This window comes from Hydrogenophaga sp. NH-16 (assembly GCF_004006415.1).
Classification (GTDB): domain Bacteria; phylum Pseudomonadota; class Gammaproteobacteria; order Burkholderiales; family Burkholderiaceae_C; genus Hydrogenophaga; species Hydrogenophaga pseudoflava.
In genome coordinates, this window is sequence record NZ_CP029344.1 from 2,617,616 (window position 1) to 2,639,865 (window position 22,250).

General features: G+C 63.4%; 11 protein-coding genes. 1 reads left to right on the top strand and 10 read right to left on the bottom strand.

The features are described from left to right. Window positions 1–22: 22 nt before the first annotated feature. The 8 genes from DD542_RS12720 to DD542_RS12755 all read right to left on the bottom strand — a co-directional run bounded on the left by DD542_RS12720 (window position 23) and on the right by DD542_RS12755 (window position 16,965). Window positions 23–1,081, bottom strand: a complete 1,059-nt coding sequence (locus DD542_RS12720; RefSeq protein ID WP_127805926.1) for a glycosyltransferase family 61 protein — start codon at window positions 1,079–1,081, stop codon at window positions 23–25. Beyond that, window positions 1,082–1,861, bottom strand: a complete 780-nt coding sequence (locus DD542_RS23995) for a 4'-phosphopantetheinyl transferase superfamily protein (protein WP_127805927.1) — start codon at window positions 1,859–1,861, stop codon at window positions 1,082–1,084. It lies immediately after the preceding gene. Continuing rightward, entirely contained in the window at window positions 1,861–6,489 is a 4,629-nt protein-coding gene (locus tag DD542_RS12730) for a MupA/Atu3671 family FMN-dependent luciferase-like monooxygenase (protein ID WP_127805928.1), read from the bottom strand. Before DD542_RS12730 ends, DD542_RS23995 begins: the two co-directional genes overlap by 1 nt. A 32-nt stretch (window positions 6,490–6,521) precedes the next feature. Continuing rightward, window positions 6,522–7,514: a glycosyltransferase family 2 protein gene (locus tag DD542_RS12735; protein ID WP_127805929.1), complete on the bottom strand. Its 993-nt coding sequence runs from the start codon at window positions 7,512–7,514 to the stop codon at window positions 6,522–6,524. Next, on the bottom strand, window positions 7,511–13,960 hold the full coding sequence (locus DD542_RS12740; protein WP_206610670.1) for a type I polyketide synthase: 6,450 nt from the start codon (window positions 13,958–13,960) through the stop codon (window positions 7,511–7,513). Before DD542_RS12740 ends, DD542_RS12735 begins: the two co-directional genes overlap by 4 nt. An 86-nt stretch (window positions 13,961–14,046) precedes the next feature. Next, window positions 14,047–14,946 (bottom strand): AAA family ATPase, encoded by a 900-nt coding sequence (locus tag DD542_RS12745; RefSeq protein ID WP_084397526.1) that lies wholly within the window; start codon window positions 14,944–14,946, stop codon window positions 14,047–14,049. 175 nt (window positions 14,947–15,121) lie between these two features. Then, window positions 15,122–15,829 carry a WecB/TagA/CpsF family glycosyltransferase gene (locus DD542_RS12750; RefSeq protein ID WP_164868394.1) on the bottom strand — a complete coding sequence of 236 codons (708 nt, stop codon included), beginning with the start codon at window positions 15,827–15,829 and terminating at the stop codon, window positions 15,122–15,124. A gap of 170 nt (window positions 15,830–15,999) precedes the next feature. Then, window positions 16,000–16,965, bottom strand: coding sequence for a glycosyltransferase family A protein (locus DD542_RS12755; RefSeq protein WP_127805931.1), 966 nt, complete (start codon window positions 16,963–16,965; stop codon window positions 16,000–16,002). A gap of 314 nt (window positions 16,966–17,279) precedes the next feature. Between DD542_RS12755 and DD542_RS12760 the strand changes: the two genes are divergently transcribed. Next, window positions 17,280–19,718, top strand: a complete 2,439-nt coding sequence (locus tag DD542_RS12760; protein ID WP_127805932.1) for an AMP-binding protein — start codon at window positions 17,280–17,282, stop codon at window positions 19,716–19,718. A gap of 12 nt (window positions 19,719–19,730) precedes the next feature. Here DD542_RS12760 and DD542_RS12765 read toward each other — a convergent pair whose 3' ends face one another. After that, window positions 19,731–21,245, bottom strand: a complete 1,515-nt coding sequence (locus DD542_RS12765; protein ID WP_127805933.1) for an O-antigen ligase family protein — start codon at window positions 21,243–21,245, stop codon at window positions 19,731–19,733. A gap of 133 nt (window positions 21,246–21,378) precedes the next feature. Next, window positions 21,379–22,236 (bottom strand): CpsD/CapB family tyrosine-protein kinase, encoded by an 858-nt coding sequence (locus DD542_RS12770; protein WP_066159620.1) that lies wholly within the window; start codon window positions 22,234–22,236, stop codon window positions 21,379–21,381. Window positions 22,237–22,250: the final 14 nt, after the last annotated feature.

A 22,250-nucleotide genomic window follows, 5' to 3' on the forward strand; every position in this document is an offset into this window, starting at 1 on the left:
CTGAAATGTGCTGCACTGGTTTCTATCTCTCAATGATGTCCAGCGTCTTGAGAACATCGTCGATATTTACGCGATAGCCATTATTTGCACGATCAATTACGACGCACCCCCATTTAAGTCCGATTGCTCTGGCATAGCCGATCAGCACTCCTGAGAAGCGATCGGCCGGTATCAAGGAAATAAGAGTCGACCCCCGCGGCATGGCGAATGTCAGGTGGCATTGCTGACTGCCCTCTATGCTAATCACTCTGCGAGCATGACGAAAGCGTTGCTGGATATCGGCTACGCTGGCGCCCTCGAGATGGAAAATTTCGAATCCTATCGATTCGAGGGCTCGCATGAGTTCATCTTCATTTTCGATCACACGTGCAACACCGCTGGTTCCTCGTCGAAAATATACTGAGGCGCCTTTCGCAAAGCGATCGTCGTCTGATATTGCCGACGCAAGTCTAGCCCTCAGTTCACCGATCCGAGCGCGCTTTGAAGGGCCTTGACCATAGTCCTGGTAGAAGTGCAATTGGCGGGCGAAATAGACGCCGGTGTTCAATGGCTTAAGCCCCGCCGCGTTTACGTAGTCCGCGGCATGAGCACTTTCGGCGCGCACGTCGAGCAAGAGTGCGTCCTCGGGGGGAGCCAACAGGGCGCTTGTATAGGCGTCCTGCAGCCAGTGGCCAAAATACCGGTGGCTGACGCTGGTCATGCAATAACTCAGCGTCTGCAGCTCGGTTATTGGCTGGGTCAGAAAATCCATCCGATCAATACTTTTTTTACGCCAGGTGCCTCCCACTACATCGAAGCCAGCTTCATGCACGATGCAGTTGAAAACGGTGTAGCGAAGCGTTGGCGCGTGTCGAACTTCGGTGGTCTTAAGTATCGCCAGTTCGTTTGCCAGCGTGTCAAACCCTTGAATGGGGGCTGTAGCCTTTTCCAGTTGCCCTTCTAAGTACACCAGTGGCTGGCAAACTTCCACCTCTTCAGGACACACCACCTCGCAGCGTACCTTTTTGAGATCCAAGGCGGTTGATCTCCGCAGAAGTTTCAATCCGGAGTTGATCAGGGGGGTCAATCGTTGGAGCTTCATTTATGATTCCGGATGGGTGTTCTTGGTGCAACTGGCATTGAGTTGGGTCGACCAGCGTGCAGCGCCGATGGAGGTATTGATCGGATTGGGATGTGGTCCAAAAACCCACGCAATGATCCATTCTTCTGTGGTGAGCATGCCGCCTGTCACCGGGCGTGGACATTTTGAATATTGAAGCTTCCGTTGAGGATGCACCAAGAATCGGCCCCTGTCCCAATCAAAGGTTATCTGTATATCCCGGAAGTCCAACAATTCTTTCGTTAAGGGGTATTGCCATTTGTAAAACGCTTCCTTGGCGGTGAAGTGATGGGTGGCAATAGTTCCGCGGCGATCTGCTGGTTGGCTGACAAGGTAAGTCTGCTCCTCCGCCGTACAGACGGAGCTCCATATATCCATCGGAATGGGGAGGTTCTCTTCCACATCGATTCCTATCCCCCCAACCTCATGCTGACGTCCTACCGCTGCAATACAGATTCGTCTGGTGTGAGAAATCGAACCCACGAGACCTGCGGCCCAGACCGGGGCACGATCGACGCCACAGCCGATGGGCTGCGGTGCCAGCCCAATGTTGACCATAGCTTTTCGTGTCGCGGTTCTACCTGCTGCGAATTCGCGCTGCCGACTTGAGACCGCTCGCGATATGGCCGCCCGCTCTTCCGGGTACAAGTCGTTTGGATCTCCATCGGGCGTGGTGCAAGCCACGCCGATATCCGGACCTAATCTGGCTGCCAGCGACTCCTGAACAGTTCGCGTAAGGCACGCGTCGCGGGAAAGGCCCATCAGTCCTGCGGCAGCTTGCCCGAGCGCATGGCGCGCCGGCGCGTCATCGCGTCGGCCCGCATCTGCGCACGTTCCGTGGATTCGGCTGTGGTCTCGGCGGTCTCCCGCGGCCTGTCGTCCAGGTGCTGCGCCAGCGCCGAGAGGGTCGGGAAGCGGAAGATGTCGGTGATGCTCAGGCGGGTGGTGTTGAGTGCCTGCTTGATCTCGCGGTGGGCCTGAACCGCCAGCAGCGAATGACCGCCCAGGGCGAAGAAGCTGTCCTTGGACCCGATCTGCGGCACGCCCAGGATGCGGGACCAGATGGCCGCGATCTTCTGCTCGACCTCGTTCTCAGGGGCGACAAAAGCCTCGGTGCGCTCGCGCTGCGTGTCCTGCGAGGGCGCGGGCAGGGCCTTGCGGTCCACCTTGCGGTTGGGCGTGAGCGGGAACTCGTCGACCATGACGAAGTGCGCGGGCACCATGTGCTCGGGCAGCCGGGTGGCGGCCCACTCGTGCAGCTGCTCGGTCGACACGCCTGCGTCGGCGCGCAGGTAGGCCACCAGGCGCACGTCGCCCGGCTGGTCTTCGCGCGCCACCACCACGGCCTGCTGCACACCGTCGCACGATTCGAGCACCGCCTCGATTTCACCGAGCTCGATGCGGTAGCCGCGGATCTTGACCTGGAAGTCGGCGCGCCCGAGGAAATCGATGCGCCCGTCCGCGCGCCAGCGCGCCAGGTCGCCCGTGCGGTACATGCGGGCTCCACCAGGGGCGGCGCACTCCGGACGCACGAACGGATCGGCCGGGAAGCGCTCGGCGGTGAGGTCGGGGCGCTGCCAGTAGCCGCGGGTCACCCCGTCGCCGCCGATGTACAGCTCGCCCGGCACACCCACCGGCACGGGTTCCTGGTGCTCGTCCAGCACGTACATCTGCGTGTTGGCAATCGGGCGACCGATGTTGACGATGTTCTCGCCAGGCCCCGCGGTTTCCGTGGACGACCAGATGGTGGTCTCGGTGGGGCCGTACATGTTCTCGATGGTGGCCGCACCGAGCTGGGACAGTTCGGCCACCAGCGAACCGGGCAGGGCCTCGCCGCCGATCATCAGGTGTTGGACCTTTCCCAGCGCAAGGCGGGCCTCGTCGTTCATGGCGATCATGCGCGCCATGCTGGGCGTGCACTGCAGATGGGTGACGCTGTGCCTCACGATCTGGGCCGCGATGGAGAAGTCGTCAGGTGCCGGGCCGGCGCCCTCGTTGGACCTGCGCAGCACCTCCGCCAGCGGGTAGAGGCCTTCCATGACCTTTTCGGACGGAATGCCGTAGTCGATCAGACAGGCGATTTCGTGCACGCCAATGCGCTTGAGCTGCTCCACCCGGTCCAGACAGTCCTCCACCGTGCCGAACAGGCCGGAATCTTCGAAGTAGCGCTGGAATGCGAACTCCAGAATGCCTTCGAGCTCCTCGGCGTCGAGGGTGCGGATGTCGATCTCGGCCGGGTTGGTGACGCCTTTTGGTTTTTTGAAGGCGGGGAAGGCCCAGGCGTACTGCTTGATCAGGCCGGCGGCGCTGCGCAGGTAGTCCTTCATCGGGCCACGCGCGGTCTCGCGGGCCTGCTCGCGGTCTCGGGCCACATAGGTGTGCAGCATCAGCGTTACCGTGAACTTGGCCGGGTCGTGGCCGGCCTCACGCAGCGCGTCGTGGTAGAGCCCAATCTTCTCGGCGACTTCCTCGATGGTCTGGCCCAGCAGGTGGGTCAGCACGTTGGCGCCGACCCGGCCGGCGTCGCGCCAGGTTTCGGGGTTGCCCGCCGTGGTCACCCAGATCGGCAGCTCCTTCGAGACGGGGCGCGGTTGCGTCTTGACCGCGAAGGTGCCGTCCTTGGTGGGGAAGTCCACCGCCTCGCCCCGCCACAGGCGCCGGATCTGTTCGGTGGCATCGAACAGGGCCTGCCGGTTGGCGGGCGGTGTGTTCTCGGGGCGCAGCACGAAGTCGTCCGGGTGCCAGCCCGAGGCCACCGCGAGCGCGGCGCGGCCATTGGTCAGGTTGTCGATCACGGCCCACTCTTCGGCGACGCGCGCAGGGTGGTGCAGCGGCACCACGCAGCTGCCGGCGCGCACGCCGATATTCTTGGTGACGGCCGCCACCGCGGCGCCGGTCACCGAGGGGTTGGGGTAGGGGCCACCGAAGGCGTGAAAGTGGCGCTCAGGCGTCCAGACCGCGCAGAAGCCATGCGTGTCGGCAAACTTGGCGCCTTCCAGCAGCAGCTCGTACTTCTTGGGGCCGGCGCCATCGTCGTTGCCCCAGTAGTAGATGGAGAAGTCCATCTTCTGGCCGCTGGCGATGCGCCCGGACGATACCAGCGCCCGGTTCTCGTCGCTGCTGAGCACCAGCTTGAACCCGCGCGCCAGCGTGTAGAACAGTTCGAGCACCGAGATGTCGAAGGACAGGCTGGTGACGGCCAGCCACACGCCCGGCGGGTCGTGCCGGATGCGGTCGTCCATGCCGCGGAAGAAGTTGGCCACGTTGCGGTGCTCGACCATCACGCCCTTGGGGCGGCCGGTCGAGCCCGATGTGTAGATCATGTAGGCGATGTCGGACACGCTCACGCCGCTGGCCGGGTCGGTGTCGGGCTGGCTGGCGATGGCGGGGTCCTGGTCGATCACCAGCACCTGGGCCTGGTGGGCGGGCAGGCTGTCCACCAGCGTGGACTGGGCAACGATCACTGGCGCGCCGCTGTCCTCGATGTAGAGGGCAATGCGGTCGGGCGGGTAGGCCGGGTCCAGGGGCACATAACCACCACCCGCTTTCTGGATGGCCAGGGCGCCGACCAGCAGGTCGAGCGAGCGGGGGGTGTACAGCCCGACCAGGGTGCCGGGCAACACGCCCATGGCGATGAGGCGGTGGGCAACCTGGTTGGCCCGGCGGTTGAGCTGCGCGTAGCTCAGCGACTCGCCTTCGAACACCACCGCCGTGGCGTCGGGGGTGCGCTGCACCTGCTGCTCGAAGAACTGGTGCACGCAGGTCTGGCGTTCATAGTCGCAACGGGTGTTGTTCCAGCCGTAGAGCACCTGCTCGCGTTCGGTTTCGCTCATGACAGGGAGCCGGCCCAGCAGCGTGTCCTGGGCCGAGGCGTCACCCAGCGCGTCCAGCACGCGCTGCAGGCGCTGGCACAGGGTGTTCGCGGTCTCGGCGCTCAGGCGTGTCTCGTCGAACCACAGGGTGAGGGCACCCTGGGACATGGCCTGGATTGTTATGGCGGTGCCATCGATGCCGGCCGCGCCGTTGCCCGTGGCCAGACCGACCTGGGGCACGGTGAGCGCCTTGATCGCCGGGTCGCGGGCCACCAGGTCGAGCGCGAAGGCGGGTGCCTTGCGGGCTGCCGCCAAGGCGTCGGCGCACTGGGCCGAGAATGCCAAGAACGGGGTGTCCCCGGCGGCGTCGAGGCGCAGCGGCACCCAGGTCGAGAGGAAGCCCGGCGCCTGCGGGATGTCGGCGGCCTGGAAGGCAAGGTCAAAGCGGTTCTTGCCGCTGACGCGTGCCACCCAGGCCGCCGCGGCGGCCAGCAGGCGGTCGCCGCCGAGGCTGGCGGGTACGTTCAGCGGCAACGAGTGCCAGAGGCTGGGTGCGGTCGATGCGGACACCAGCGGCAGATCGACCCCTTCGGGCGTCTGCAGGCACTTGCGCCAGGCGGCTTCACCTGTGACAACGCGTGCCATGGCATCGGTGAGGGCCGCCGCGCTGGCGGCGTCGGGCAGCGGCAGGCGATCGCCCGCCTGTGCCACGGTCGTCGGGCACACGGCGGCGCCCTGGGTGTCGCGCAGGCCGGCCAGGCGCACCGGGACCGAACCCGTGCCCACCACCAGTCCGCCCATGGTGGCTTCGAGCACCTCGCCCGGGGCTGCTGCAGCGCTGGCCTCGACCGCTGCCGTGGCCACCAGCAGCACCCGGTTGCCGACCACCAGCTTGGGACAGCTGATCGGGTTCCAGTAGCTGCCGTGGTCCAGCGCCGCCACCAGGGCCACCACCTCCTCGGCGGGCCGGGACAGGTCGATGCGGGCCGCTGCGGCGGGTCGGTCCAGGCGCGCGTGGTAGGAGCGCTGGCTCAGGTCCTGGGGGCGGCGTTGGGGGCCTGCACCGTGCAGATCCGCCAGCAACTCGGAGAAGCTTTCGATGGCTGCTTCGTAGCAGCGGGTGTTCAGCGTGAGCGCCGTTTCGTTGGGCGCCATGTCGAAGAGGCGCTGCTTGACGATGTCACCTTCGTCGATCCCGCCTTCGATCATGTGCCAGGTCACGCCGTGCTGCTTTTCCCGCGCCAGGATCGCCCAGACCGGTGCGTTCAGGCCGGCGTGGCGGGGCAGGGGGCCATCGTGGAAGTTGATGGCGCCGCGCGTGGCCTTGGCCAGCACCGGCTGGGGAATGACCGACAGGTTGGCAATGCTGAAGAACCAGTCGAATTGCAGGTCGGCCAGGCGCTCGGCGAGTCCCTCGCCAGGGGCCTCCACACGCAGCCTGTGATTCGCCGCCCACGACCGGATGTCGGGGTTGAGGGTGACCACCGCGCCGATGCGGTCACCCGCCCGCAGGAGTTGTTCGGCACATTCGATCAGCAGGGACTCATTGCCCATCACCACACAGGAAAAACTGCTCATGGGGGACTCCGGGATTGGTCAGTTCGGAAAATTCAGATGGAGGCGGCTTCGGGGCGGCCGACCAGCCGGCGGTGCCACGCGCAGCGCAGTGCGTGCGACACCAGGTCGCCGAGGAAGCGCTCGGGCTGGTCGGAGCGCTTCTTCTGAACAAGTCGGCGGGATCTGAAAATCAGGGCGCCCGCCACATGGGCCAGCGTGGCCAGGGCCGCGTAGAGGACGCCATGGTTCTTGGTGAAGTACCACAGCCGCGAATCGAACCAGAACGGGGGAATGCGCTTCCAGGACTTCATGCCTGTGGAGACCGAGCCGATGTGCATCACGCGGCTCTCCGGAAGGTAGACAGACTGCCACCCGGCCCGGTGTGCCCGCAGGCTCAGGTCGGTTTCTTCGAAGTACAGGAAGAAGCGCTCGTCGAACCCGCCGGTCTCCTCCAAGACGCGGTGGCGCACCATGAGGCTGGCCCCGGCCAGCCAGTCCACTTCCTGCACCTCGTCGGTCTCCGGCAGGGCCACGATGTAGCGGCGCAGCAGGCGCGAGATGGGGCCTGTGGCCGCGGCGGTCTCGAACTCGCTGAACACGGTCGGAAAGCGGAACGCTGTCTGGTGGTAGGCGCCGTCTTCGCCGTGCAGGCGGCTGCCGGCAAAGCCCACCCGGGGATGGGCGTCCAGATACTCGGCGAGCACGCGGATCGCGCCGGGTTCGGGAAAAGCGTCGGAGTTCAGGATGTAGATGTAGTCGGGCGATGAGCCGTCGGGCAGGCCTTGGCGGACGCCAAAGTTGTTGCCTGCGCCGTAGCCGCCATTGCGACCGGACTGCATCACCCGCACGCGGTTCCAGCCGCGCTCCCGGACCGCCTGCGTGAGTTTCTCGAACGACCCGTCACCCGAATCGTTGTCCACCACGGTGATGCCACCTTCCAGCCCTTCCATCTCGCGCAACGCGGCCTCCACCGACCGCAGCGTCAGCTCGGGCGTGCGGTAGTTGAGCACGATTGTCAGCACGCGGGCCTTCGTGGGCTGGCTCATGGGCTGGCCTCCGGTTGTCGGACGGCCTCGATGCAGTCACGCATCAGACCCGCCAGCACGCGCACATTGGGTTCCAGCACCATGGAGTCGTGGTCGCCGGGCACCTCCAGCACGCGCAGCGACGGCAGGTAGCGCGTCCAGTCGTTGTCGGCGTACACATATTCGCGTTCGGCAGAGACCCAGCGCCCACCCGTCACCTTCCAGTGCAGGTCGAGTGGCGGGCGGAAGAGCACGGCGTTGCCGTTCCAGACCTGCAGGCGGTAACGCGGCAGGGCACCCAGGAACGCCGCCTGGATCGCCTCGTTGTTCAGCTGGTTCGTGCGGGGCTGGATCGGCGCGGCATTCCTGTTGCGCAGGCGGTTGAGTTCCCAGTCCAGGCGCCCGCGTGCCCAGGTCCACAGGTAGCCCAAACCCTTCTTGCGCAGCTCCGCCAGCTTGATGATGGCCTTGTCCAGCCGGTTGATCTGGGGCCGTACCGGCAGCGGTGTGTCCAGCAGCACGAGCAGGCGGACCTGCTCACCTGCCGCTTCCAGCTGGCGAGCGATCTCGTAGGCGGAAATGCCACCGCCCGAGAAGCCGCCCAGAAGGTAGGGGCCGTGCGGCTGCACCTGGCGCATCTCGGCGATGTAGTCGGCCGCCGCTGCTTCAAAGGTTTCGTGCGGTGCCTGGTCGCCATAGAGACCCCGCGCCTGCAGGCCGTAGAACGGCCGTTCAGTGCCGAGCAGGCGCGCCAGATGCCGCAGGTTCAGCACGTTGCCGAACATGCCCGCCACCAGGAAGAACGGTGTCTGTTCACCACCTTCACCGTCGTGCATTGGCACCAGGTGGACGAAGCGGCGCCGGGCGGGTGTGGCCACGCTGGCTTCGCCGGCCGGGGCGTCTGCCGTGCCACCGCTATCGCCAATGCGTTCGCGGATCAGGGCGGCGCACAGGGCAATGGTGGGGGCCTCGAACAGCACGGAAATCGGAAACTCGACCCGGTAGGCCTTCTTGATCATGGCGAACAGGCGCACTGCGATCAGCGAATGCCCGCCCAGGTCGAAGAAGCTGTCCTGCACACCCACCTGATCGACGCCCAGGAGCTCTTCCCAGAAACCGACCAGCGTGCGTTCCACATCGTTGGTGGGTGCCACGTAGTCGCTGTCGAGGTCGGGACGCTGGAATTTCTGGCCAGATGCCACATCGGCTTGCGCCACCTCGCTGGCCTTGCTCACCAGCGCGTCCAGGCTCATGGAAGAAACGATGACCTGCGGCAGCCCCATGGCCAGCGCACGGCCAAAGGCGTCGGCGCCTTCGTGCGGCAGGATGCCTTGCGACATCGCGTGCTGGAGTTGCTCTTCCGCCGGTGACAGCCGGCTATGCGCGCTGTCACCGGCGCTCTTCTCGAACAACACCTCGCGCGCATCAAGCCGGCTGTTCGAGGCCGAGAAGCCGCCTTCCTGCAGCCGCTTGATGGAGAAGCCGCGCACCTCGACACAGACCTCGCCCTGGGCGTCGCACAGCGTCACGTCGAACACGGCGAAGGGCGCGTCGGCGTGGTTGGCCTGGGCGTTGCGCACCCAGCTCCAGACCGTGCCGGGCAGGGGGCGGTGCACCTGGACCGACTGGTACGACACCGGCACCCACAGGTGATCGGCCCGGTAGCCGTCGATCAGGTGCATGGCCCAGCCGGTGGCCAGGTCGAGCAGGGCTGGGTGCAGCAGGTAGCCGGCGCTCAGATCGCCTTCAAACGCGGGCGGCAACTGCAGCAGTGCGATGCCCTCGTTGTCACCATAGGCCACGGAGCGCAGCACGCGCCAGCGCGGCCCGAAGTTCAGGTGTTCTTCCTGGGGCGACCTCAGGCCATCTGCGGCTTCGTCCCGCTGGCGGGCGCACCGGGCCTGCAGCGCTGCGGTGTCCACCCGCGCCGCGGCCGGCAGCGCGCCCGGCACCAGCGTGGCCTGCGCATTGAGCTGGAAGCCCTTGCGCCCTTCGTACTGCACATCGCTGCGCACTTCCAGGGCATAGCCCTCGTCGCTGCGCGCCAGCTTGACGCGCACCTCGCGTGTCTGGTCGTCGTTGACTTCCAGCGGGCGGAAGAAATACAGGTCTCTGATGGTGAACGGGCCGGTCTCGCCGTTGCCCCGGAGCGCTTGGGCCGCCAGCTCCAGATAACCCGTTCCGGGCAGCAGGGCCTGGCCTGCCTTGGTACGGTGGCCATCCAGGATCCAGCGGTTGTTGGTCTGCCAGCTCGCAGTGAACAGCCGGTGCCCTGCAGTGTCGAAGGTCGCTTCGTCCAGCAAGGGACTGCCGGCGGGATGGCGCGGAGGCGGTGCGGCGTCGCCCAGGCGGCTGGCCATGGCCTTCGCGGCCATGCCGACCTCGTTCCAGATGCCCCAGTCGATGGCCAGCACCTTGGTGCGCTGCCCGGCGCGGCTGGCGGCGTAGGCATTGAGGTACTCGTTGGCCGCCACGTAGTCGACCTGGCCGGCCGGAGCCGTCACCGTGCTGGTCGACGAGAACAGCACCAGCCAGTCGATGCTGCCATCCGGGAACAGGTCGTGCAGGATCTGCACCCCGTGCACCTTGGGTGCGAACACCTCTTCCACACCGCCCGAGGTCTTGGTCAACAGCGGGCCGTCGTCCACGACGCCCGCGGCATGGATCACCACCTCGATGCGGCCGAAGCGCTGCCGCGCCTGTTCGGCGGCCTCGCGCATGTCCTTGACGTTGCACACGTCTGCCGCCACCACCAGCACTTCCGCGCCCAGGCCCTGCAGACGGCGCACGGCCGTGATGCGCTGGACCACCGGGTCCAGAGGGTCGTTGCTGCGCAGGCAGGCGTCCCATGTGTCGGCCGGCGGCAGGGGCTGGCGCGCAAGCAGCACCAGGCGCGCCTGTTTCTCGCGCGCCAGCCGCTCGGCCAGCGTCAGTGCAATGCCACCCAGGCCACCGGTGAGCATGCAGACGCAGCCCTTGGGGAGGCCGGCCAGCTCTTCGGCGGGTGGAAGGGGCAGGGGGACGTGGGTCAGCTCGAAGCGCTTGTCGGAACGGATCGCCGCCACGCAGTTGTCAGGGGCGGCGAACAGCTCCTCCAGCACGCGATCGGTCAGGGCCGACCAGTCCTGGGCATTGGGTTTGGCGCGCCAGCCCTTGTCGACAGTGGGCAGCACCAGGTCCAGCACCGAACAGGTCAAGCCAGGCAATTCGCGCGGAGCGACCTTGGCCGGCCCCATGAGTGTGGATTTTTCCGGGTAGCGCAGTGTTTCGCTGCGCACGCGCACGGCGTCGGAGCTCAGCACGGTGAGGTGCTGGGGGCGCGGCAGGTTTTCTTCCGCCATCGCCTGGACCAGGAACAGCAGGCTGAAGAAACCCTGTTCGATGTTCCGGTGGAAAAAGCTGCTGCCGGGACGGAAGCGCTCTTCCTGGGTGACCAGCCAGGCGTGCACGATGCGCTGGGGGGTGTTGCCCGATGCCACCAGGTCGCGCAGCAGTTCGTCGTAGCCCTCGCGGCCACGTTCCGGCGCCAGCAGGTACTCGGTGTCACTCAGCCGTGCGAAGAGGTCGCCGGCCCGCACCACGGTGACGCGGTGGGAGGCGTCCTGCAAGCGGGCCACCAGCCGGTCGGCAAGGCCTGCTTCATCAGCGAACACCAGCCAGTTCTGAGGCGGCGTTTGGCCCAGGTCCAGGGTCACGTCGATGTCGACATTGGCTTGTCGCGGGCGCCAGCGGGGCTGGTAGCCCCATGCACCGACGTCGTCGGTGCGCAGCAGTTGCGGCGCCTCTTCCACGGCGGTCCGGGCCTTGCCGGGCGCGATGAAGTAGGGCTTGCGCTGAAAGGCGTAGGTGGGCAAGGGGACACGAAGCCTGCGGGCCTCGCCCCAGATGGGTTCCCAGTCCACCCGGACCCCGTTGGCCCACAGGCGGCCCAGGGTGCCCATGAACCACATGTCGTCGGGCACCACGTGGTCTGCATGGCGCAGCGAATTGATCACCTGGGAGGAAGGGACTCCGTTGGCCTGCGCAAGCGAGCCCAGCGCCTTGCCGGGGCCGACCTCCAGATAGACCCGTTGACTGGTTTTCTTCAGCGTGGTAAGGCAGTCGGCGAACTGCACCGTGTTGCGCAGGTGCCGCACCCAGTACAGCGGATCGGTGGCGTCGGGGGCGCTCAGCGGCTGCCCGTCGCGGTTGGAGATGATGGGAATCTTGGGCGGGTTGAGACGGATGCTGCGCAGGTAGGCCTCGAAACGGCCCAGGATAGGCTCCAGCATGCGCGAGTGCGCTGCGATGTCGATCTGTATGCGCTGCGGCTCCACCTCGCGCGCGCGCAGCCGCGCTTCCAGCGCGTCCAGCGCCGCCTGCGGGCCCGAGACCACGCACAGCTCCGGCGCGTTCACGCTGGCCATGTCCAGCTCCGGGCCCAGCTGGCCGCGCACCTCGTCCGCGGCCAGCGGGACGCTGAGCATGCCGCCGGGCGGCACGGTGTCGAAGAGCCGACCGCGCAGAAGCACCAGGCCGATGCAGTCCTCGAACGACATCACACCCGCCAGACACGCCGCCGTGTTCTCGCCCATGCTGTGCCCGACCAGGGCCGCCGGCTTGACGCCCCAGGACATCCAGAGCTGCGCCAGCGCGTACTCGACGATCATGATCAGCGGCAGCTGCACCGAGGGCTGCTTGAGCTTCTCGACCGCTGTGGCATGGTTCTCGGCGTCGGGCAGCCAGAGGGCGCGCACGTCGTAGTCCAGTTGCCGCTGAAGAATCTCCAGCCCGCGGTCCATCCAGTCCTGGAAGACCGGTTCGGTTGCATACAGCTCCCGGGCCATGCCGGCGTACTGCGCGCCGCCGCCCGGGAACATGAACACTACCTCCGGATCGTCTTCCAGATGGGTGTGGGTGAACACCCGCCGGGTGTCGCTCCCTTCCAGCAGGGCGGCGGCTTCTTCGTGGCTCTCGGCCACGAGCACGCGCCGGTGCTCGAACGCGCGCCGACCTTCCTTCAGCGTGAACGCCACGTCCGCGAGGGCTTGCTCCGGGTGGGCCCTGAGGTGGGCCGCCAGTGCCTTGGCGTTGGCATCCAGCGCGGCCCGCGTCCGGCCCGACACAACCAGCAACTGGAAGGGCCAGTCCGACGGGGGAGAGGGCTCGCGCGCGGGTGCCTCCTCGACCACGGCGTGGGCATTCGTGCCTCCCACGCCCAGCGAGTTCACGCCGGCGCGGCGCGGACCCTTGTGCGAGTGCCAGGGACTCAGGGCATGGTTGACCTGGAACGGACTGGACTCGAAGTCGATCGAGGGGTTGGGCTTCTCATAGCCCAGGCTCGGAGGGATTTCCTGGTGTTTGAGCGCCAGCGCCACCTTGATCAGGCTTGCGACCCCCGCGGCCGTATCGGTGTGGCCGATGTTGGTCTTGACAGAACCGATGCGGCAGAAGCCCGTGTCCTGCGTCGTCTCCCGGAATGCCTGCGTCAGGGCGGCCACTTCGATGGGGTCGCCCAGGTAGGTGCCGGTGCCATGGCATTCGATGTAGTCGATGGTGTCGGCGCTGACACCGGCCACGGCCTGCGCTTCGGCGATCGCCTTGGCCTGACCGTCCACGCTTGGCGCCAGGTAACCGGCTTTGGCCGCGCCGTCGTTGTTGATGGCTGTGCCCTTGACGACGGCCCAGATGTGGTCGCCATCCTTGAGGGCATCGGCCAGGCGGCGCAACACCACCACGCCGGCGCCCGAGCCGAACACGGTGCCCTGGGCCCGGTGGTCGAAAGCGTGGCAGTGGCCGTCTGGCGAGAGGATTTCGCCCTCTTGAAAGATGTAGCCGCGCGCGTGAGGCAGTTCGATGGTGACCCCGCCAGCCAGGGCCATGTCGCACTCGCCCAGCAACAGGGACTGGCAGGCCTGGTGCACCGCAACCAGCGAGGTCGAGCAGGCCGTCTGGATGTTGACGCTGGGACCCTTGAGGTCAAAGATGTGGCTCACCCGGGTGGACAGGAAATCCTTGTCGTTGCCGGTGTGGCGCAGCAGAAACATGCCTGTGCTGGCCACCAGGTCGGGGTTGGAGCAGATGTTGAAGTAGAAGTAGCTCCCCATGCCACAGCCGGCGTACACGGCGATGGGACCGGAGAAGGTCTCGGGCGGGTGCCCAGCGTTCTCCAGCGCCTCCCAGGCCACCTCCAGAAACTGGCGGTGCTGGGGGTCCATGATCGCGGCTTCCTTGGGGCTGAAACCGAAGAAGTCCGCATCGAACTGTTCGAACCCGTCCAGCGGCGCTGCGGCTGGCACATAGTTGCGATGCCGCATGCGTTCGGGACTTTCACCCGCAGCCAGCAACTCGCTTTCGCTCAGTCGCCGAATGGACTCCACCCCCTCCCGCAGGTTGGACCAGTAGGCCGTCAGGTTGGCGGCGCCTGGTAGATGGGCGGCCATGCCGACAATGGCGATGTCGTTCGAATCTTCTGAAGGCGTGGTCACACAGATCTCTCAGGTATGGCACCCGGTCCTACTCCCATCGGGTAAACCATTATGACTCAACAAATTGTTACCTCACGTGAGGCAACTCACACTTTTGGGGGATCTGATGCGGAGGGGAAATTGCTATCCCCCCATTGGCTGTTGCCAGTCTGTCCGACGTTGAAATTGGTGTCGCCCAGCACACCGTAGTCGCTGCGGTCCCGCAGCACTTCATCGATCACATGGACGTCGATCAGCCTTGCTTCCGAAGCAAATCCGTACACCAGGGCCATGTCGCAAAGGATGTTGATGCTTCGGGGGATGCCGTGAGTCGCTTTGGCAATCTTTGCCGCCGCGTACGGCGTGAACAATTGCCTGTCACGGCCGGCCACTTTCAGCCGGTGCTCGATGTAGTCCCCGACCTCGACCGTATTCAGCGGCGAAATGAAAAAATCGGCCGCCACTCTCTGGGCGAACTGTTGCAGTTCGGGGCGCCTGAGCAAATCGCGCAACTGGGGCTGCCCGACCAGCACCACTTGCAGCAACTGGTCCTTGTCAGCATTGATGTTGGAGAGCATGCGCAAAGACTCCATCGCGGCGGAGCTCAGGTTCTGCGCCTCGTCGACGATCAGAACCACCCTGCGATTCTTCCCGTACTCACTGATGAGATACCGCTGGAAGGCATCGTACCGCGCGACCGGTGACAGGCCATCGTAGGGGAGGCCAAAGGCCAGCATGATCCACTCTGTCAGGTCGGCCAGGTCGGGATGGGTGTTGGTGACCAGTCCCACCGACACCTCGTCCCCGAGCTCCCGCAGAAGGCGGCGGATCAAGGTCGTCTTGCCGCAGCCGATGTCACCACAGATGACCGTGAAACCAGCGCGGTTGTAGATCGCGTACTGCAGCATCGTGTAGGCCAGCGAATGGCGCTTGCCCATGTAGAGGAAGTCCGGGTCCGGCTGGATGGAGAACGGCTTCTCTCGAAGCCCATAAAAGTGTTCGTACACGCTGAAGCCTTGAAAATTGTGCTGTCTACCAGTGTCCTGCACACACGCTAGTTGCCATCTTTGCTTGTGCTTTGATGTACACGACGAGATCAAATTCGTGTTGTGCTGCCGTCAGCGCACTTGCCACGAGGCGCAATCTTATGAACGAAATTCCTCTGAGGAATGGCCAATCAGATCAGTGACGTGAGGTCTCGACGCGGGGCTTGAAGCAATCTCGGAGCAGCAACCCAAGGCCGGCCGGGTAGTGCACAAGATAGCGCCTCCACAAGCGACCGGGTTCTCTCGTCAGCCGGAACAGCCATTCCAGGCCTGCGTTCTGCATCCACCGGGGGGCTCGACCGCCCTGCGGACCCAGAATTTCAAAGCTGCCGCCAATGCCTGCGACGACCAGATCTGGCACGGCCTTTCTGAGCGTGAACGCCAGCTGGTCCTGTTTTTCGCCACCCAGGGCCAAGAAAAGCATTCTCACTTCCTTCTCACGCAGCGCACCCGCAAACTCCTGGACTTGGTCGGCGCTCAGGTCCACCCGACCATCAAACAGATATCGACAGGCTCGAACGGCTGGCTCTCCATACAGAGCCAAGGTGGCCGCCGGATCGACACCACCAATGACTGCGTAGGCCGGAATGGAGGGGAGCCTGAGGTAGGCGTCCACCAGGTCCACCCCCGTCGTGCGTTCGGGGATCGCTTGGTCCGGTCCTTTTAATCGGGATGCCCAGACCAGGGGCATGCCGTCGGCGGTGATGATGTCCGCCTGGGACAGGAGATCGTGGGAGCTTGGATTGCGCGCGAAGCGCGCAATCATTTCGGTGTTGAGAGTGAGGACCCAGGTTCCCCTTTTCTGGCCTATGCGCGCAAGGATCTCTTCCAGCGTTTGCTTCATGTGCGCTCGCGAAACGGGCAACCCGCACAGGACACAGTGTTCACTCATGGTCGGTATTCCAGTTGGATGGAGCCAGGGAGGGCTGCTTCAGCCCGTCCGCCAACATTCGTTTTGCACAAGGTCTGCACCACCCCATCCCCGATGCAGAAACCCCCTTGAGTATTGTCCACCTACTTGTATTCGATGATGTGGCGGGTTTGGCCTCTTAGGCGCGAGAGGTGGAATTTCACGGCTCCCTGGGCCTCGGCGAACTTGCCCAGAATCATGAAGGTGCTTTCCCGAGCAGAGCCGCTTCGCGCCAGCAGGCGTACCCACTGCAATGGATAGATGGCCGCAAGGAGCCCCGCAGGGGCCCCAGCCAGGAGCATGGCAAGGCCGATTGAAGCAGGGATCCACACTCCCCAGAACCAGGCGCGACGGGCCTCCCGAATCCAGAAGCGTTCCGGTGACGATCCATGCAGCCAAGCCCCTTCGGCAAAAGCATGGCCTGACCGCACCGTGCGCACCCACCATTGCCGCAAACGCGTGATGTTCGCATCGTGCAGCGTCATGTCTCTGTCAAGCCGGTGGATGTGCCAACCGGCCTGGCGCAGACGAAAGCACAACTCCGGCTCTTCCCCGGCAATCATGCTGTCACGGTAGCCTGAGGCGGCCTTGAGCGCGTCGACCCGCATCATGGCGTCACCACCACAGGTCTGGGTGTCGCCGATGGGGGTGTCCCACTCCCGGTCGCACATCGCGTTGTACATGGAGCGTTCAGGGTGGCGCTCGCGGCGTCTGCCGCACACCACGGCATATGTTGGGCGCTCCGCCAGGAAACTGCGCGCCGCCTCCAGCCAGCCGGGCACCACTTCACAATCCCCATCCACAAACTGGACGAGGGTGACATCGGGGAACTGCTGAAGCAACTGCTGAAAGCCGGTATTTCTGGCTCGCGCAGCTGTGAATGGTTGCGACATGTCGAGATCAACAACCACCGCTCCCATTTCGGCGGCCATCTGGCTGGAGCCATCAGTGGATCCCGAGTCGACGTAGACGGTGGCTGGCACCACTGGCAGCAGAGACAGCAGGCACCTGCGCAGTCGCTCCCCTTCGTTGCGCCCGATCGCAACCACGCCCAGCTTGTGTTCTTGCATGTGAATTGACTTCCCGATGACCGGGAGAGCGACAGACGCAACGCCTTCCGCATTTGCCGGAGTTCAGAAGTATTAAAACTTCCGTTCAATCCTAGCATTGATCTCGAGGTCACCCGGAGTGCCTGCAATGGCTCTCTTGGGCTCATTGTTCGCGGGCCGCGCTCGCCTATGTGGCAGGCAGAATATGGCAACTGATGCAGGCGCGCAACGCCTCATGGCTTCGCTGCGGAGCCTGTAAGCGTTTCGTAGTGCCGGTGCTATGCTGCCGGCGAGCTTCCCCCGAGTTGCGTGTCAATGAACCACAGGTGCTGAGAATGCAGATATCCAAGTTGCGTGCAACCGGTCTGATTCGGCGAAATTCCCTCTCCTTTATAGAGAATGTATTTGCGCTGAACGAGAAGCGCCAGCCGCTGGTCAGCTTTCAGGATGAGGCCTCTGCCAAGGAGCCGGTGGGCATCGCCATTGATGACTGCATCGTTCCCGAAGCGGGGGGAGGCTGGTTCCGGCAGCAGCATGCGTTGATCCGTGACGATCTTCCTGCGCAGGTGACCTTCACGTCGGGCACCGAGGGCAAACCCAAGGGCATTGTGCTCAGCTATGCCAATCTGGCAGACGCTGCCGACAGGATCATCGACCAGATGCAGCTGACGGCGGAGGTTCGCGAGTACGTCGGTGTTCCCGTCACGCACAGCTTCGGCATGGCGCGCATTCGCGTCATCAGTGCCGTGGGTGGTCAGTCTTTCATACCCTCGCGCGGCTTCGACCCACTGGAACTGGCGCGCATGCTAGAGGCCGGCGAAGTGAATTCGCTTTCTGCTGTGCCGACCCTTCTTCGGATCCTGCTTCAGAAGCCGCAGGCCATCGGAGAGGCGGGCAAGAAGCTTCGCTGGATGGAGATCGGTTCCCAATACATGACCGCCGCGGAAAAACGGGGTGTCCGTGACCTCTTTCCCAACGCGCGAATCGTCCAGCACTATGGGTTGACAGAAGCTTCGCGCAGCACGTTCTTGCTGATTTCGGACGTTTCGGACGAGTTGCTCGAATCGGTGGGCCGGGCGGTTGGAAAAACCGAGGTGGGTATCTCCCCTGAGGGGCGCATCCGGATACGCGGCCCACACGTGGCCCAGTGGCGCATCGAAGGTGACCACTTGCAGGCGCTACCGGGAGCAGATGGCTGGCTGGTCACCGGCGATCTGGGGCATTTGAAGGACGGCTATCTGTTTTTTGACGGGAGAGCCGACGATCTGATCAACAGCGGTGGCGTGAAGATCAATCCGGACCTCCTGGAAGAGAAGATCGGCAAACTGCTGCCTCAAAGCGGGCGGCTGGTCGTGGCCAAGGTGCCCGATGCCATGCGAGGTGAGGGCGTTCTGGTGGTGGCGGAGTCGGCGGACATGGATTCCGCACAATTGCAGACAGCCGCGAACCAGGCCTTGAAAATGCTCGGTCTGGAGGTTGGTGATGCCCTGCACATCAAGGTCATGGCCTCCATTCCGCAGACGGCGACTGGAAAGCCATTGCGTCGTCTGCTGACCGAGGCATTCGTCGCCGAGAACAAGGACTCTCGCAACAAACCTGACACTCGAGACCCGGCCGGGCAGCCAAGGGCGGACGATGTCATGGGCTTCTTCCAGCAGTTCTTTCCTGGACGCAAGATTGACGCAGGCGCGAGCTTTGAAGCGCTTGGTGGCGACTCCCTGGGCTATATCCAGTTTTCAATGGGATTCGAGGACCGGTTTGGTCCGCTGCCCAGCGGATGGGAATCGCTGACGGTCGCGCAACTGCAAAGCAGCGTTCAGTCTGAACCTCAAACTTCCTTCCTGCGTCTGGAAGCGGCCACGCTGACGCGGGCGTTTTTCATGATCTGCATCGTGGCCCTGCATCTGGACACGTTCGTCTACAGCAACAACTGGGGGGCTGCCTATTTCCTGTTCTTGCTCGCTGGCTACAGCGTGATGCGCTTCCAATGGCCTGAAATCAGCAGGACCGGGAAGGTGAGGACGATACTGGGAACGGTGGTGAGAATCGCTGTTCCGACCGTGATGGTGGTTGCGGCGCTGCAGATCTGGGCGCATGAGGCCGAGTTGAAACCCCTGTTGCTGATATCGAATCTTTTTGATCCGCGCGAATACCATGTTGCATATTTCTATTTTGCAGAAATGTACATGCAACTATTGCTTCTGATTGCACTTCTGTTTTCTTTCAAGGCTGCGAGGGATGCATTCAGGAAGAGTCCGTTGATCAGTGGAACTGTGCTGCTTGTTTTTGCGATGGTGTTGAGCTACTTCGCCGAGCTTGTATGGGACACAAATTACATCTACCACCGCACTCCGACCTGGTATCTGTGGACTGTGGCGTGCGGCATGTTGATCGCCAGTGCCGGTGCACGTGATGTGCTGACACGCTTGTTGGTGATGGCCATTGTGTCGATCGCCGTGGTGATGCACCATGGGTTCACGTCGGCAACCTACTACATCTGCGCCGGGTGTGCGCTGTTGCTTTTCTGGCCCGAGATTTCGGTTCCTGCCCCCGTCAAGCGGGTGGTCGGTGAGATCGCCGGGGCCTCCATGTTCATGTATCTCAGTCACTACCAGGTCAAATCTGTGGTGACGCGATTGTTTCACGGGCCGATGCCCTGGGTTGCCCTGTTTGCAGCAATTCTCGCGGGCATTGTGTTCGCTCGCGTTTATTATTGGGGTGAAGGTCGGGCGCTTGCTTTTGGGCGGCAGCGGGGATGGTGGGGGCGGCAATGAGTTGCGACGGGTTCAGGCTTTATGCGGGAGCTCAGCCAGTTTCCGTATTTGATCTCTTATTGTGCCCGTGTAGGCCACGCAGATCCCCAGAAGAGGCCAGTACACCACAGGGATCGCAATGATGCTGCTTACCGTGTAGATGATAAACATGGTGGCTGACACTGCGGCGAACAACGAGCGACCCATGACGGAAACTCGCGGTTCCAACTGTCGCGCAACCCTTGCGTGCTTTCGAATTTGAAGGAGGGTGCTCAAAAAAATTCCAAGAAAAAGCACCAATCCAATCATGCCGGAGTACAAGGCGACGCCGATATATGAGTTGACGACGTCGATGATTTTTTCACCTTGCATCATTACTTGCAGCTCAGGGGCGCTCAGGAAATCAAACGAACCCAGCATGAGATGCCGTTCAATAACCGGCAAGGCAGAGGTGATGAGGTTGGCGCGGTACTCGACATTGCCTTGATCGGCAGTTCCTATAACTGGCAGCATGTCGATAAATAGCTGACCGCCCGGGATCAGGCTCATAAGAAGAAATGCAGCAACGACGCCCAGCCCCAATCCTCCCACGCGTTTGACAGCCTTGGGGCCGATGGCTATGAAGCTCGCTACAAGTAGCAAAGAACCCACCCAGGGGCCTCTCGACAATGAGGCGACAATGCCTCCAGCGAGCAGAGCCAGCCCTAGAAATCTGTGCAAGGGGCTGGATAAGAGCTCCTTCAGGTAGAGAAAGAAGCCCAGTGCAACCACCAAGACATATCCGAGGACGATCGAGTTGCCCACCGTTGCATTCGGTCGCAAGAAGCCTGATCGCATGAGATAGCCACCGAACATCCATTCGTTCACGCCCAATGCTCCGAGAACGGCTGAGTAGAGTTTCCAGCCGCGAAGCATTTCAAAGATCGCAACCAATGACAGGATCATTGACGCGACGACGAATCCGGTCATGGCGTGCCGGAGCCCCTCTTCGTTGCGAATGCTCCTGCTGGCCACGTAGTACGGAAGAAAGATGTCGATCCAAAGCGACAGAACGGTCCGGAGCCCGCTGGTGACATTGCCCGGGCGAAATGCAAGCAACGACATGAGAGCGAGGTAGCCCAGCACCCACCAATCCACCGGCGAGCTGCCAACACGCGGGGTGCTTGCTCTCTGGAAAAGCGCAAACGCCACCGGCAGCAGCAGCGTCACACCAAGCAGTCTGTAGTGGTCCAGCACCCATAGATGGTCGATGATGCCCAGTCCCGGTATCTCTGCCGGTACCGGTGGAGATACGAACAGCAGAAAAAAATACAGCCCCATGACATGTTCTTCGCGCCTTCGGTAGAGAAGGAGCAGGGCTCCGGTGACCAGGATGCAAACCCACACGCTGTTCGATAGGAACAGTGCCAGCGTGGCCGCTACCCAGAGATTGCGCCAGCGCCTGAAGGTCGCCTCTGGAATCAATTGAGAAACCGCGCCTCGGACCACCTGGAAGAACACCAGGCTGAGTGCCATCAGCACGATCAGCGCACGCACATGTTCAGCCATAGCAGGGGAGTCGTGGGCTCATGTCAGGAGTTGGGGCGGTGATAGGCCCGATGGCAGCCATCGGTGGATGGCCAAGAAATACTGGGCACATCGGCTACGTGTGGCCAAGGTGCGGCCTCTGTCGGGCAAGAAGTCAGTAGTAGGCGTTCTGGGTGGGCGACTCGTCCTTGTTCAGCACGATACCCATCAGGTTGGCTTTCGAAAGCCGATTCATGGCTTCCTCGATCTCTGTCTGGGTGGACACACCACTGCCAACCACCATCAGAACGCAGTCAACCCTGGGAAGCACACTCATGACGTCATCTGCTGCCAGAACAGGTGGTAGATCAAAGATGACGATGCGGTCGCTGTAGCGTTCGCGCAGGTCTTTTATCAACTTGCCCACTTTTGCAGACGCCAGCAACTCCGACGCGCCATTGACTGGTCGGTTGGTCGGCAGCACAACAAAACGTTCAATGCCAGGGTTGACCAGCGCCTCTGCAAGGTTTGCATGCCCATCAAGAAAATCATTGAGTGACTTCGGGCGGTTCAAGCCCAGGGAGCGGGCAACACTGGGGCGGCGCAAGTCAAAATCCACCAGTAGCGCCGTGCGGTTGGTCTGCTGGGCAATGCTGATGGCCAAGTTGATGGCTACCACTGTCTTGCCGGATTCCACGCTGGGGGATGTGATTGCCAACGTCCGCCAACCGGACTCATCCATTTTCTGGAGCACTTGGGTTCGCAACACGTCGAAAGCCCAGCTCGCTGGATGGGCCTTCTGATGTGCGACAACGCGGTGGCGTTCCAGGTGTACGGGATCCATGGACACCACGGCGGTCTGTGCATACTGCACGGCGCCCAGATCGTCGGGCGTGTCCTCGTCTCTTTCGGGCGAGTCGTGCTCGATGAATATTCCTGCATCGCCTGGGTGGTGCGATGAACTGCTGTTCGGTGACAACAGATCCGTCCTGGAGGCCTTCGCCTTCTCGATTGCAAGCTTGATGCGTTCCATGTGACAGCTTTCCT